A 14,066-nucleotide genomic window follows, 5' to 3' on the forward strand; every position below is an offset into this window, starting at 1 on the left:
CGAAGCGCATTGCAGACCGAATGCGGACCGACATCATGACCCGAATCGTTCGAACCGTGATCACGTTTGCTCTGCTGATGGCCGGATATTTCGGCTACGAGCACGGGTTTGCGATCCTTTCCGCGCGGGTCCAGCCGGTGATCCCCAGGGCGAAGGCTCGGTTTGACCTGAGGCCCTCGGCGTCGCTCGGCGCGCAGCAGGCGACGGATCTGGCGGTGCGCAACTTTGGCGAACATCACTGGACCACTGGGAATGTCAGTGATGTGACCAAGTATTACAACAATGATCGTCGCTACTGGATGTACTGGAGTACGCTGGAATTTCCCGACGAGCAGGACCGCAAGCGGATTGTGCTGGCACCCTTTGCTGTCATCTGGGAATCGAACAAGGACGGCAGCACCAAGCTGTTGACGGGCGACCGCGCCGTGATCGACTTCGATCAGCCCTTCAGCTTCATGGGGGGCGGGCCGAAGCCGAACGTCGTCCACTTGAAGGTTGAGGGGATTGATGAGCACGTCTTGATTCTGGATGACAAGGGAACCCCTGATCCGCAAGACGACATGGTGGTGACGCTGCCGTACGCCGAGTACTTCGAGAAGCAAATGCAGTTGCGCTGTGATGATCAGGTGCAACTGGTGGATGGCGACGTCACGGTGCGCGGCAAGGGGTTGGTGATCTCGTTGCGGCCCTCGGAAGGTTCGGGCGGATTCCCCGGCGCAGAGGTGGTAACGCTCAACCACGGGGTCGAAATTACGTCGGAAGATATCGGCAGCTCGGGATTTGTTCCCGGCAACGCGTTACCCGAACAGCAGGTGGTGTCGGCCGAAGCGGTCGAAGCTCCGAAGACTCCGGGGAAGTTGACCAGCGGTTCGATGCGACTCCAGTTGCCGAAACCGCGGATGCCGGCTCGGGTGGGGCCTCCGGCACCGCCGGCGCCGACGATCGCGGAGTTCTCGACGAACGTGGTGATCGAGCGCGGGGTGGACCAACCCGACCGCATTACGGGTGATCATCTCTACGCCATTCTCGTTCCGGGAGACTCGCCGGCATCGGGCCCCGTGGATGCCCCAGTCGTGGCCGAAGGGGACCCGGCGGCGGCGGCGACCGAGGAGACGGGCTCGGGGGCCTTGCGGCTGCTGGAAGCTCGGGTCGATGGTCATGTGGTCTGGCTGGAGTCGCAATCGGAACGCCTGCGACTTCGAGGCAACGAGATGATCTACCGGAAGCCGGGGAGCGGCATTCCCGATGTGTCGTACTTCCGGGCCGACCCAGGCCAGCAGATTGAGTTTGAGCGGATGGAGGTGGATGAGCAGGGGAATCCGACCTCGTACGTGACCGTGCTGGCGGCCGACGCGACCTTGCACGGCGACCCGGAGAATCAGGGGCGATCAACGGTCATCACCCGGGGGCCGGTCTTGCTGGAGATGCGATCGCGGCGGGATGGCCCGGTCGAGCGTTCCGCCACCGCTCGGAATGAGATGGTGATCGAGACCTCGCTGGCCCCGGCCAACGCCGAGGACGAGGTGCCTCGAACTTTCATCACCCTGCAAGGGTGGCCGATCTTGAACGACCCGAGCCAGTTGACCCTGGCCTGCCGGGACAAGGTAGTGGTGAGCCTCAAGCCGCAGGGGGGCGGGCCGGAACTCGCGCAGGGCTCGAACGGCGAGCCGAAGGGCCGGTCGTACCAGATGGAATGGATCTCGGCCGTGGGTGACGTGCATCTGGTCACACCCGAAGGCTCGGCAGGACCGGCCGGAATGGTGGTGGCCGGCGATCGCAAGCCGAGGCGGGAATTGAACGCCCGAGAGAAGCTGGACGTGGTGTTCACCTACCTGGATGCAGTCGCGCCCGTGACCGATGTCATGGCCGGTGGAACGGGGCAATCTGCTCCCAGGGCGAGGTTCGCGTCACAGGTCCAGGAGGCGCCCCCAGGGCCGGAGGCTTCGGCCGATTCGGCGGTCGCGAGTCGATCGGGCGTTGCAGAGACTGGTACCGAGGAACCGCCGTCGCCGCCGTTCTCGGCCGAGGCGGATCTGGTCTGGGCTCGGATCGAGGTGACCGGGAATGGACCGGGGATCGACCTGACGGGAGGCTCGGGAGGGACCCGAGAGGTCCGCGAGGCGCGATTCCGGCACAACGTCGTCATCCATCAGGACCCCGCGCCCGGGAAGCAGGCCGGTTTTCATGTTGATGCGGATTTCGGCATCGACCTGCAGAACGTCGGGCCGGGCCGCATGAAGCTGTTCGCTCATGGCGAGAACCGTCCGGTGACGATCGCCTCGGACGACGTGTTCATTCAGGGCTTCCCCGATCCGAAGGCCGACGGGAAGGTGGTGGTCGGGGTGGATCAGTCGCATGACTACGCCTTCATTCAGGGGCCGGGTCGGCTCTGGAACCTGTCGGATCGTTCGAGCATGGGACGCCTGGAACTTGCCTCGGACAATCAGGACGAAGCCCCGGCGAAGAATCGCGAGCCGTTGATCGTGACCTGGCAGGAGGCGATGTTCTTCCACGGTCAGTTTGCCGAGCCCGACGGCTCTCCCGGTCCGGCCCGAGCGTTGTTCCTGGGGGATGTGAAGGCGAGGAACGGCGACGCGGGGTCGGCCTCGCAGGAAATGGAAGCGGTGTTTGATCGCCCTGTGTCGTTTGACCGGGCCTTGCCGGGTTCGAAGCCAACCGAGGCGACGGAATCAGGCGAGCCCGAGCTGGAAATTGCGTCGATCATCGGCAACGGGCAGGTCGAGCTCTGGAACCTGGTTCGGGATGCTGAGAATCGGGAGTTGATCCGAGAGCTTCGGCAGTCGAAGGGGGAGTCGGTCACGTTTGACCGCCAGGCCGATCGGTTCTGGATGGACGGAGCGGGAAGCGTCTCGGTGGCGACGCTCGAAGGGGGACCGTCGGGATCGGGGAACTCGGCCAGACGGTTGATCCCGACCGGGGCTCAGAACAGGGACGATCCGGCGGTGGCTGATGCCAATTCGCCCCGCCCCATGCGGTTGACGAAGACGAAGATCGAGTTCAACGAGGGGGTTGAGGGGCAGCTGGGGACGGTCGGCGGTGGCTACCGTGTGGCCGAATTCCGAGGTGATGCTCGCGTGATTCGGGCCGCGGTCAAGCAGTACCAGGACGATTTGGAGTTCGACCGGCCCCCTTCAGACGCGGTGATGCTGGAAGGGGATACGATTTACGTCGAGCATAACCCGGCGGTGCCGGGCATTCCCGATCGCAACTTCCTGAAAGCGTTTGGAGCGGCGCAGGCGAGGGCCGACGGCAAGACCCTGCTGGGGGATACGATCACCTACGACTCGAACACGGCAAACTTCTTCGTCAGGGGAAGCGCCTCGGCTCCGGTGACGATCGCCAGCCAGGGATCGTTCGGGCAGCCGACCAGCCGGACGACCGCCCGGGCCCTGCGCTACAATACGAACACGGATGAGAGCGAGCTGCTTGATCCGGGGTCGGGCATCTTCTTCCGTCCCGATACGGGCTACCGCATCGGCGCCGTGAATCCGCCGAAGGAGAAGAAGGAGTCGGAGCCGGAACGACCGAAGCCCCGCCTGCCGAGTCGGAGCGACATGGAACGGCAAGGATTCACCGGGAACTGAGCGGCAGCGACTGGCTTACCTGGAAACTCCAACCGGCTCCGGTGCGACGAGGCACCGGAGCCGGTTGCGTCAAACGGTCTTGCGATTCCGATTGAAGACGGGTCAGTAGACCTCGCCCGCGCGGACGACGTGGCCGGAGCTTCCGACGGCCGACTCGGCGCCAGGGGCGTAGCGGAAGTGCCAGCCCTCGGCGGCCCGGATGTTGAGGAAGTCGTCCTGGGTCAGCCCGTACTTGGCGAACCAGGGAGCGCCGCTCTCGCGGACGATGGCGTCAACCTCGGCAACCCGCTTGGCACCGGTCTCGGCGGCAAAGCGAGAGCGAGCCTCGGCCCCTTCTTCCTGGAAGTATTCCTTCCAGAAGGCCCGACCGCCGAGGATGCCCGAGGCGCCGCAGTCCATGGCCATCTTGACCTGGGTGACGTAGTCGGCGTAGTCAACACCGGCCGAGAGGAGAACCCAGGGGGTCTGGCTGCACTCGGAGAGGGCGAGCAGGTTGTCGCGGAGCTGTTCCTCGGACTCGTGGCCGAGGGTGCCCGGGAACTCGGCCTTGTAGACGTCGCACCAGCGGGAAAGCTGGCGGGCGGACTCGATGACGGTTTCGGCCTTGCGGTTGAGGAAGCTGGTGTCGGTCTTCTTCTCGCCGTCGAGGGGGAAGGCGACCGGCTCAAGCAGCATGAGGATGTCGAACTTGCGGCAGTCCTCGTAGATCTTCTGGATGAAGTCGAACTGGTGCTGGCCGCTGTCGAGCTCGGTCGGCTCGAAGGGGGCGAGCAGCTTGACGACATCGACGCCCATGAGCTTGATCTTCTCGACCGAGAGGCCGGGCTCGATCGAGCCGAGCGGGCCGCCGCGCTTGTTCTTCGGGCCGCCGGACTTCTCGACGCGGACGATCAGGCCGCGGTCGGGGGGCACGGCGCCGGTGGCGATGGCGGGCCAGGCGCCGTAGTAAGCGTCGATGAGGATGCCGGAGGCCTTGGGGGCCATGTGGCGGACCATGTCGAGCTTGGCCTCGACGATCTCTTCGTAAGTCGGGTCGCGGTCCTCGCCCTTGGCCTTCAGGCCCTTCTTGGCGAGGTCGATCATGGAGCTGTTCTGGTCGAAGGCAACCATCGTCAGCGTGCCGTTGGGGTTGCTGATGCGTTGCAGACCCCGAAGCTTGCCGGGCGTGAGCCCCCGGCCGAGCAGGACAGTGGCGCCGAGTTTGCTCGGGGTGCTGGCGGCGACGGACATGGTAAACGTTCTCCTGAGAAGCAAGAGGACCAGAGGAAACGGTCGAGGGAGGGATCGGAGATCGATCGAGCGGCAGCGGGAGCCAACGATTGCCCCGGTCGGCGCGCAGTCGTTCCGTATCGGCCGGGCGGCCGGATCGGCAGCGAGTCTAGCATCCGGCGATACCGAGGTTCAAGCGACGTTGGCTCGGGTCGATCGGCGCGCGAAACGCCCCGGACCGACGGCGGAGGAGACGCCGGTCCGGGGCGATCGGGCATCGGAGGTCAGGTCGTAAGGATTATTGCAGGTTCATGGTCCAGTACGGGCCAGGACCGTACGCGATGCCGAACCGGGTGGCCGAGGGGGCCAGCATGTTCTGGGCATGACCGGGAGAGTTCATCCAGCTGATGGCGATGTCGAGGACCGAAGTCTGGTTGTAGCCGCAGTTCTGGAAAAAGTTGGCCATGATGTGGTGGCCAAGGCCTCTTGAGCACTGCGCGGCGTTGTTCTGAGAGGCCCAGGCGGCGAGATTCGGATCGTACGCGAGGGGAGGCAGTCCGGCCGAGGCTCGGTAGTTATTGATGATGGCGGCAAAGCCGTACGGGTCGCCGTAAGCCTGCTCGGCGGGGTACTGGGCGGAGGGGTCGGGTGCGGGCTGAGGCTCGGGTTCGGGTTCGGTCAGCACGTCGAAGTTCGGGAAGATGTCGAGGACCGCGTGGCCAAGGGCATCATCCCGGAGCGGCACGAAGGTTTCGGGGCGTTCTGTGGCGAACACACGGGTCGACAATCCGGGGGCGAGGGTGAGGATCAGGGCGGCCGCGATGGTTCTGGTCGTCTTGATCATGGCTCCAGGTCTCTCTGTGATCGAATCGGGTTCTGGCCCTGCCGAGGGCGCACGGGGAACGTCAACCCGCGCGGGCATCGCTCGGACGCGGCCTGCGAACCGGCTGGCTGGTGAGGAGTCTGCAAGAGGGGCAAGTGCCGACGAATCGTTCGACTCTTGCGATCAGTCAAGGTGTGTGTCTTGGGGGTGCTGGGAAGACAAGGCAAGCGCTGCGCCAAACTCCCCTGATTGACGAAACTTTCTGTGAGATGGGGATTTCCGCGCAGGGTTGTTCGGATTGGAGCGATTGCAAGGGGGGTGTTTCACCGAGGTGAGCAGGGCCTCTCGACAGATTTACAAGCAAGTTCAGGGAAAATGCTACAACGCGGGGCGTTTCTGCCATCGGTGACGGGAAGATCGGGCAAAACGACGGAGGGGAAGAAACGGGGCGATTGGTGCTCAAGTCATCGAGGTGAGGGATTCGGCGTCCGTGCCGATGGGCGGCGAGGGGGTCGTCGGAATCGGTGAGATCGCTCAGAGCCGATCGTAGGCGGTTGAAAAGAATTCGTCGAGTTGATCGACATCGCCCGTCTGAAAGCCTTGACGGAACCATCGGACGCGCTGCGCGGAGGTGCCGTGCGTGAAGGAGTCGGGGACGACCTGGCCCTGGCCTCGACGCTGCAGGGTATCGTCGCCGATGGCGTTCGCGGCGCGGAGGGCTTCTTCGAGATCGCCGGGTTCGAGAATCTGGTTCATGCGGTCGGCATGATGAGCCCAGACACCGGCGAGGAAGTCGGCCTGGAGTTCCAGGCGGACGGAGAGACTGTTGGCTTCCTCCTCGGTGCGGGCGGATTCCTGAAGGCGGCGGACCTCGTCGGAAATGCCGAGGAGATTCTGGACATGATGGCCGATTTCGTGGGCGATGACGTAGGCTCGGGCGAAATCGCCCTGGGCACCGAAGCGGTTACTCAGTTCGTCGAAGAATCCCAGGTCGAGATAGGCTTTCTCGTCGAGAGGGCAGTAGAACGGTCCCACGGCGGCACCGGCAAACCCGCATCCGTCGGTCTGAACGGCCCCCTGAAAGAGGACCAGCGTCGGTGGTTCGTAACGCTGGCCGAAGGAGGAGGGGAACAGCTCGTTCCAGACATCCTCGGTATCGGCCAGGACCACGGAGACGAATTCGGCCTGAGGATCGTTCTCGGGGGGATTGTCCGGAGCCCTGGCCGCGCCGGGGCCGACACCACCGGCACCGGCGGGCACGTCCTGGAGCAGCGCCTGGGGATCAACGCCCAGGGCGAGCATCACGAGGATGAGTACCAGAGAGCCGAGCCCGCCGCCGATGGCCAGGCCGCGGGTGGGAACGCCTCGGCGGTCTTCGATGTTGTCGCTTTGTCGTCTGCCTTCCCAGCGCATGGTGAGAGTCCTCAAGAAGGATCTCTCCGGGCTGTCGAGTCTCGATCGACGGGCCGGGTGATCCCGATGCGATGAGATTAGGCGAACGGGGTGGGCGTTGGCAAGGAGTGTGGCGAAGATGCTGCTTGGGTGGAGGCGGGGATCACAGCCAGCCGAGGGCATCGAGCGCGGCGAGGTGCTTGCAAAAGGTGTCGGAGCGGTCGGCGATTTCGTAAATCCAGTGGGCGCAATCGCATTGGGTCGAGCCGTCGGCGAGCCGGCAGGCATGAAAGGGGCCGTCGTCCGAGAGGGGGATGCGGGTCAATCGCCAGATGCGGGGGGCATCGACGGCGGGGGGCTGGCGATGCAAGGCATAGGTCGTGCCGCCGATGACGACGAGCACGGCATCCGGGGTTGCGGATCGCCCGAGTGTCAGAACCGTCGCCGGGGGTTCGTCGAGGGCGGCTTCGAGCAAAGGAAGCCCGTAACGAGCCCGGAGGCGGTCCCAGGAGTTGCGGGCATCGGACAGGGCGCGGCGAAAGAACCAGGTGGTGTCGTGGAAAGGGCCGAGGAAGGATTCGGAGGCGGCGAGATCGGCCTCGGCCACATCAAGGATCATCCGGCCGCGCTGGGCAAGTTCGACCGCCTTGAACGCAGGCGCATCGAGGACGATCCGGCGAGGCCGGTCGTCGGTGGGCGGTGGAGGATGCTGGACGGGCAAGGGCATGACCGAACCGCTCCAGTCGTCCCTCGGGTTCGAAGGGGCGACGACCACACACAGTCGGCTGAAGGCACCCGGAGAGATTGTGGTTCGAACGATCCTCGGCGCACCGGGAAACCCCGGAGTCGATCCGTCCGAATCAGGGCTGCGTCGGTCCGGTGGCGATTGGGACCAGATGGAGGTAGTGCCGCGCGTCGCGGGGCTGCGAGTTCTGAGCCTCGGCAATGCGGTAGAGGCGACCGAGATGGGGAACCGGCCCGTCGACCGAGGGGGCAGGGAGTCTGGTCCGCTCGGCCGTTCGGGCCGATCCGATGAGGCAGACTTCCCGGAGTGAAGGGTGAGGTGATCGGTTTGGTTGCGGTGCCGAAGATCGCGGCCATTGAGGGGCGAGAAGACTCGACATCGTTGTCCCTCCGTGCGGTGTCCATCACAACGAGCCGTTGAGGCGGAATCCGGCATGCTCGCGCAACCGGAACAACCTGAACATCCGGCATCAGTGTACTGAGCACCAGTCCGGGTGACAAGCGTGCAACGGAGGTTTTGTATCGAATATCCCGGCGTACAGCGCAAAAAGGTGCAGCAGGAGCGAGGGAATCAAGGGATGGGAACGCCGAGGTCACGGAGGATGGTCGTCAGCGCCATCAAGGGGAGTCCGGTGATCGCCGAATGATCGGCGCAGACGATTTGCTCGAACAGGGCAATTCCCCGCGATTCAATCTTGTAGGCCCCGGCGCAGTCGATCGGCTGGTCGGCCAGGACGTAGCGTTCGATCTCGGCTCGGCTGAGGGAGCGGACGTGAAGGCGAGCCACATCCGTATGCTGAATGACGCGCGAACCCTGGATCACGGCCATTGCGGTGATCAGCTCGTGATCGCGTCCGGAGAGGGCAAGGAGTTGCTCCACGGCTCGTTCGACCGATCCCGGCTTGCCCAGGACCTGCCCTTCGAAGGCGACGAGTTGATCGGAGCCAATGACGATTGCGGCAGGATTCGATTCGAGCCGGGCGACGGCGTCGGCCTTGGCAACCGCAAGCCGATCGGCCAGTTCGCGAGGGGAGAGCCCCTGATGCTTGAGCGCGTCTTCATCGACCCCAGGCGCCCGGCAGCGGAAGGGCAGTCCCAGGCGTTCGAGCAGGGCGCGACGGTACGGGGACGTGCTGGCGAGAATCAGGTCCATCGGCTTGGCTCGATTTGAGGGGGAGTGGTCAACGGACTTCCCTCACCGACCAGGAGGAGAGTTCGGAGGTGTTGATCAGGTTTTGGCGCAGATCGTTCAGAAGTTGCGTGAGCGTGTTTTGAGGGAGCGAACCTTCAATCAGGACCTGAACTGAGTCAAGCTCCCAGGAGGTCTGAACGGCAATCCCCTCGATCAGAAATCGTCTCGACAGGACATGTTCGTCCTCTGGGAGTGGGATCTGCGTCAACTGCATTCGAGAGGGAAGGAGGGTTTGATCGAGGTTTGAGAAAAGGATTTTTTCGAAAGGGACAATCACCCGCTCCGGGACCTCGATTTCGAATTCGCGCCAGTCGCTCCGGTCGGTCAGGCGCTGCCAAAGGCCGGTGGTGAGGTCGAGACGGAACTCATCAACCGAGCGTTTGAGAATGCCTTGCGACTGCGGAACACGTCGGAGGCGATCGACCATACGCTTGAGCATGCCTTGCGGTTCCGGATCGACCCAGACCCGACCGCCGGAGACGGTGATGCCTGATCGTTGGGCGTCGAGCGTTGCCGAATGAGAGGAGATCCAGCCGGGAGCCTCACCGTGAGTGGAGACGGGGTCGATGCGGTAGGTCTGGAGATCGAGGGTGAAGACAGGGGTCGTGCCGGGGCGGCGATCCTCGGGGTATCCCATGTTGCCGATGAGGATGAGCCGATCGCCAACGAGGGTGGCGGTGTGGAAGTCGGTCGGCGGGAAGACCTCGCGGGGGTAGCCGTAGATCTCGATCCTGTCGTCGGGGGTCTGGACGAGGACGTGGTTATAAATGCAGAAATCGGGATCGTAGAAATCTTCGTGTTCGCCAGCGACGCGAAGGATTCGGCCGTCGGGCAATTCGATGCGGGGCTGGCCAAGATCACCCGGGCACCAGTCGGGACCGTCGTCGGGATAAGCATCGAGGCCATAGTGCTGACGGAGTTCGACGGGGTCGATCCGCTCGCGGACGATCCACTCCCAGAGTTCCAGGTGCATGCGCTCTGGGTTTGATCGGCCGAAGCGGCGATGCCGCTGTTCGTGAAAGGTGGCGAGGGAAGGCGGCATCAGGGACCCCCGAATACGGGTCGAGCTTCCTTCCCGACGCGAACGAGCGTTCGCTAGGGCCGAGGAGGGAAGACGGAATCGACCTCCAGACGCCAGCCGGGGACGGCGGGTTCAGCGTCGGCAATCTGGCCTCGGGTGAAGACGATGGGAGCTTCGGGGTGATCGTGGCGGTAGGAGCGAATCACCTCGTCGATGGGGTCAACGTCCCAGACGACGAGCGTGCCGGCTTCGAAGTAATCGGTGCGCTTGGCGGCGTAGGAGCGGTCGGCGTCAGGGCCGAATTCGCCCAGGGTACGGACCTCGACCGCGAAGGTCGGAGGGCCGTCGATGAAGTTCATCGGATTGATCGGTGGGGCGCCGTCGTGAAAGGAAACAGCGGCACAGAACGATTGACGGCCAGACCGAAGGACGGGGACGGCATAGGCAACCGTTGAAGTGAGCATCTCGCCGCGGCCGGTCTGTTCGGCATGGTGGTCGAGGGACAGAGCAAGCCGTCCGACGACCCGGGCCGGAAGGACTCCGAACATCGGGAGGTGGACAATCCGCCCGCCGATCAACTCGGCACGACCCTCGATAGCGTGGAGGTCTTCGATGGAAGCCGCAGTCGGGATCATCGGTGGTTGCCTCCGTCGGATCGAGGGGTTCAGGAAGCCTCATATTTCTCTGCGATTCGGGTGACTTGACTTCACTTCAGTCAAGTCACCCAAACGACAGAAACGCAATTGACCGGAGAGCATGCTCACTGATTCAAACGCAACAGATCCTGGATCGCGTAAACGTCCAGCTCGTCGCCGCGGAGGCGTTCCAGGGCGGCCACGGCGGCGCGGGCGCCGGCGAGGGTGGTGATGCAGGGGACGCCGTGGGAGACGGCAGAGGCGCGGATGCGCCCCTCGTCGGTGCGGGCACCCTTGCCGCTGGGCGTGTTGACAATCAGGGCGATGGCGTTGTTGGCCAGGTGGTCGAGAATGTTGGGTCGGCCTTCCTGGATCTTGCGGACGGTGGTGACGGCGATGCCATTGTCGGCCAGGAACCCGCCGGTGCCGGGGGTGGACATGAGGTCGAAGCCCAGCTCGATCAGCTTGCGGGCGATCGGGACGACCCCGGGACGGTCGCGCTGGGCGACGGAGACGAAGATGGTCCCCTCGCGGGGCAAGCGGGTCGAGGCGGCGAGCTGGCTCTTGGCGAAGGCGGAGGGGAAGTCGTGGTCGATCCCCATGACCTCGCCGGTCGAGCGCATCTCGGGCCCGAGAACGATATCGACGCCGGGGAACTTGATGAAGGGGAAGACGGATTCCTTGACCGAAACGAAGGTCGGCTCGGGCTCGGTCGTGATGCCCTGCTCGCCCAGCGTCTTGCCGACCATCACCCGAGCGGCAGCCTGGGCGAGGTTCAGGCCGGTTGCCTTGGAGACGAAGGGGACGGTGCGGCTGGCGCGGGGATTGACCTCAAGGACGTAGACCTCCCCATCCTTGACGGCGAACTGGATGTTCATGAGGCCGCGGACTTCGAGGGCCTCGGCCAGGGCGTAGGTTTGGCGCTTGAGTTCGGCGACGACCTTGGCGGGGAGGCTGTAGGGGGGGATGGCGCAAGCGGAGTCGCCGGAGTGAATCCCGGCCTCCTCGATGTGCTCCATCACGCCGCCGACGAGGGTTCGCTCACCGTCGCAAATGGCGTCGACATCGACCTCGGTGGCGTCTTCGAGGAACTTGTCGATGAGGACGGGGTGATCGGGGCTGGCCTCGACGGCGTGGGCCATGTAGCGGTCGAGGCTCGGTTCGTCGTAGACGATCTCCATCGCTCGGCCGCCGAGCACGAAGCTGGGACGGACGACGACGGGGTAGCCGATCTGAGCGGCGATGCGGCGGGCCTGATCCTCGCTGGTGGCGGTGTCGTTGGGGGGCTGACGGAGGCCGAGTTGCTCGATGACGGTGCGGAAGCGGTCGCGGTCTTCGGCCTGGTCGATGCGATCGGGGCTGGTGCCGACGATCGGCACGCCGGCGGCTTCGAGGGCCTTGGCAAGGTTCAACGGGGTCTGGCCACCGAACTGGACGATGACGCCGGTCGGCTGGACGCGATCGACGATGTTGAGGACGTCCTCGACCGTGAGCGGCTCGAAAAAGAGGCGGTCGGAGGTGTCGTAGTCGGTACTGACGGTCTCGGGATTGGAGTTGACCATGACGACCTCGAAGCCGTCGTCGCGGAGGGCGAAGGCGGCCTGGCAGCAGCAGTAGTCGAACTCAATGCCCTGGCCGATCCGGTTCGGGCCGCCGCCGAGGATCATGATGCGGGGCTTGTCGCCGACGCGGGACTCGTCCTCGTCTTCGTAGGTCGAATAGTAATACGGGGTATAGGCTTCGAACTCTGCGGCACAGGTATCGACGAGTTTGAAGACGGCGTTGATGCCGCGCTGCTTGCGGTCGCGTCGGACCTCGACCTCGGAGGCGTTCCAGAGGTGGCCGAGTTGCTTGTCGGAGAAGCCGGAGCGTTTGGCCTCGCGGATCAGGTCGTCGGACGCGGCGTCGAGCGAACCGGCCTGGCGGAGTTTCCCCTCGATCTCGACAAGTTCGGCGATGTTTTCCAGGAACCAGGGGTCGATCTGGGTCAGGGCGTGAATGCGATCGATCGACATGCCGGAGAGCATCGCGTCGCGGATGGACCAGATGCGTTCGGAGTTCGGCGTGGCGAGCTTCGCGGTGATGTCGTCCTCGGATGGGCGATCGCCGGAATACCAGCGGTCTTTCGGGTCGCAGCCGAGCCCGAAGCGGCCCACTTCCAGACCTCGGAGGGCTTTCTGGAGCGATTCCTTGAAGGTCCGGCCGATGGCCATGACCTCGCCGACCGACTTCATCTGGGTGGTGAGGACGGGATCGGCGTCGGGGAATTTCTCGAAGGCCCAGCGGGGGATCTTGGTGACGACGTAGTCGATCGTCGGCTCGAAACAGGCGGGTGTTTCTCGGGTGATGTCGTTGCGGATCTCGTCGAGCCGGAAGCCGACGGCGAGCTTGGCGGCGATCTTGGCGATCGGGAAGCCGGTGGCCTTCGATGCCAGGGCACTGGAGCGGCTGACGCGGGGATTCATCTCGATGACGATCATGCGGCCATCTTTGGGATTGATGGCGAACTGAACGTTCGAGCCGCCGGTTTCGACGCCGATCTTGCGAAGGATGGCGATGGAGGCATCGCGCATCCGCTGGTATTCCTTGTCGGTAAGGGTCTGAGCGGGGGCGACGGTGATCGAGTCGCCGGTGTGGACCCCCATCGGGTCGAAGTTCTCGATGGAGCAGACGATGACGGCGTTGTCGGCGCAGTCTCGCATGACCTCCATTTCGTATTCCTTCCAGCCGAGGATGCTCTCCTCGATCAGGACGGTGTGAACGGGGCTCAGTTCGAGCGCATAGGTGACCATGCGGTCGAACTCGTCCTTGTTGAAGGCGATGCCGCCTCCAGAGCCGCCGAGGGTGAAGCTGGGGCGAAGGACGCAGGGGAGGCCGACCTCGTCTCGGATGGCCCGGGCCTCGTCGAGCGAGTGGGCGACGCCGGATCGGGCCGATTCGAGGCCGATCTCGTCCATGCACTGCTTGAACAGCTCGCGGTCCTCGGCCTTGCGGATGGCGTCGGCGTCAGCACCGATGAGGCGGCAGCCGAGGCGATCGAGGGCGCCGGACTCGGCCAGGGCGAGGCCGACGTTCAAACCCGTTTGGCCGCCGAGGGTGGGCAGGACGGCGTCGGGACGCTCCTTGGCGATGATCCGTTCGACGACCTCAGGGACGATCGGCTCGATGTAGGTCCGGTCGGCCATGCCGGGGTCGGTCATGATCGTGGCCGGATTGGAATTGGCGAGGACGACCTCGTAGCCTTCCTCGCGGAGGGCCTTGCAGGCCTGGGAGCCGGAGTAGTCGAACTCACAAGCCTGGCCGATGACGATCGGACCAGCGCCGATGATGAGGATCTTCTCGATGTCCTTGCGCTTGGGCACGGGCGGTGACTCGCTTCGCTTCGCTTCGGGAGGGACGCGGCGTGGGGACGAACGGACAGGCGGCGCGCATCGGGCCGCGGCAC

General features: G+C 64.6%; 10 protein-coding genes. 2 read left to right on the forward strand and 8 right to left on the reverse strand.

Features of this window, described 5'->3' with window-relative positions; genetic code table 11:
- Positions 1 to 35: 35 nt before the first annotated feature.
- Positions 36 to 3,605 carry a hypothetical protein gene (locus GA615_RS04690; RefSeq protein ID WP_152050121.1) on the forward strand — a complete coding sequence of 1,190 codons (3,570 nt, stop codon included), beginning with the start codon at positions 36 to 38 and terminating at the stop codon, positions 3,603 to 3,605.
- A 102-nt stretch (positions 3,606 to 3,707) separates the two neighbouring features.
- Here GA615_RS04690 and GA615_RS04695 read toward each other — a convergent pair whose 3' ends face one another.
- The 4 genes from GA615_RS04695 to GA615_RS04710 form a co-directional block, all read right to left on the reverse strand.
- Positions 3,708 to 4,835 carry a tagatose 1,6-diphosphate aldolase gene (locus GA615_RS04695; RefSeq protein ID WP_152050122.1) on the reverse strand — a complete coding sequence of 376 codons (1,128 nt, stop codon included), beginning with the start codon at positions 4,833 to 4,835 and terminating at the stop codon, positions 3,708 to 3,710.
- 277 nt (positions 4,836 to 5,112) lie between these two features.
- Positions 5,113 to 5,658, reverse strand: coding sequence for a CAP domain-containing protein (locus tag GA615_RS04700; protein ID WP_161602173.1), 546 nt, complete (start codon positions 5,656 to 5,658; stop codon positions 5,113 to 5,115).
- 513 nt (positions 5,659 to 6,171) lie between these two features.
- Entirely contained in the window at positions 6,172 to 7,050 is an 879-nt protein-coding gene (gene ypfJ, locus GA615_RS04705; RefSeq protein ID WP_152050124.1) for a KPN_02809 family neutral zinc metallopeptidase, read from the reverse strand.
- Between the two features lie 142 nt (positions 7,051 to 7,192).
- Entirely contained in the window at positions 7,193 to 7,756 is a 564-nt protein-coding gene (locus GA615_RS04710; protein ID WP_235905086.1) for a hypothetical protein, read from the reverse strand.
- On the opposite strand from GA615_RS04710, the gene GA615_RS04715 reads away from it, so the two are divergent.
- A complete protein-coding gene (locus tag GA615_RS04715) occupies positions 7,755 to 8,084 on the forward strand; it encodes a hypothetical protein (protein ID WP_152050125.1) in 330 nt (109 codons plus the stop codon). The two genes, GA615_RS04710 and GA615_RS04715, sit on opposite strands and share 2 nt — an antisense overlap.
- Positions 8,085 to 8,344: 260 nt before the next feature.
- Here the strand turns inward: GA615_RS04715 and GA615_RS04720 are convergent, their stop codons facing one another.
- The 4 genes from GA615_RS04720 to carB form a co-directional block, all read right to left on the reverse strand.
- Positions 8,345 to 8,926 carry a Maf family protein gene (locus tag GA615_RS04720; RefSeq protein WP_152050126.1) on the reverse strand — a complete coding sequence of 194 codons (582 nt, stop codon included), beginning with the start codon at positions 8,924 to 8,926 and terminating at the stop codon, positions 8,345 to 8,347.
- A 28-nt stretch (positions 8,927 to 8,954) separates the two neighbouring features.
- Positions 8,955 to 10,007, reverse strand: coding sequence for a hypothetical protein (locus GA615_RS04725; RefSeq protein WP_152050127.1), 1,053 nt, complete (start codon positions 10,005 to 10,007; stop codon positions 8,955 to 8,957).
- A gap of 53 nt (positions 10,008 to 10,060) precedes the next feature.
- Positions 10,061 to 10,621, reverse strand: a complete 561-nt coding sequence (locus GA615_RS04730) for a Uma2 family endonuclease (protein ID WP_152050128.1) — start codon at positions 10,619 to 10,621, stop codon at positions 10,061 to 10,063.
- A 125-nt stretch (positions 10,622 to 10,746) separates the two neighbouring features.
- On the reverse strand, positions 10,747 to 13,983 hold the full coding sequence (carB, locus tag GA615_RS04735; RefSeq protein WP_152050129.1) for a carbamoyl-phosphate synthase large subunit: 3,237 nt from the start codon (positions 13,981 to 13,983) through the stop codon (positions 10,747 to 10,749).
- Between the last annotated feature and the right edge of the window lie 83 nt (positions 13,984 to 14,066).

The organism is Tautonia marina (genome assembly GCF_009177065.1).
Classification (GTDB): Bacteria; Planctomycetota; Planctomycetia; order Isosphaerales; family Isosphaeraceae; genus Tautonia; species Tautonia marina.

Coding starts and splice junctions, on each gene's coding strand:
- GA615_RS04690 (WP_152050121.1), top strand. CDS start 36: ATGACCCGAATCGTTCGAACCGTGATCACGTTTGCTCTGCTGATGGCC.
- ypfJ (WP_152050124.1), bottom strand. CDS start 7,050: ATGCGCTGGGAAGGCAGACGACAAAGCGACAACATCGAAGACCGCCGA.
- GA615_RS04695 (WP_152050122.1), bottom strand. CDS start 4,835: ATGTCCGTCGCCGCCAGCACCCCGAGCAAACTCGGCGCCACTGTCCTG.
- GA615_RS04700 (WP_161602173.1), bottom strand. CDS start 5,658: ATGATCAAGACGACCAGAACCATCGCGGCCGCCCTGATCCTCACCCTC.
- GA615_RS04710 (WP_235905086.1), bottom strand. CDS start 7,756: ATGCCCTTGCCCGTCCAGCATCCTCCACCGCCCACCGACGACCGGCCT.
- GA615_RS04730 (WP_152050128.1), bottom strand. CDS start 10,621: ATGATCCCGACTGCGGCTTCCATCGAAGACCTCCACGCTATCGAGGGT.
- GA615_RS04720 (WP_152050126.1), bottom strand. CDS start 8,926: ATGGACCTGATTCTCGCCAGCACGTCCCCGTACCGTCGCGCCCTGCTC.
- GA615_RS04725 (WP_152050127.1), bottom strand. CDS start 10,007: ATGCCGCCTTCCCTCGCCACCTTTCACGAACAGCGGCATCGCCGCTTC.
- GA615_RS04715 (WP_152050125.1), top strand. CDS start 7,755: ATGACCGAACCGCTCCAGTCGTCCCTCGGGTTCGAAGGGGCGACGACC.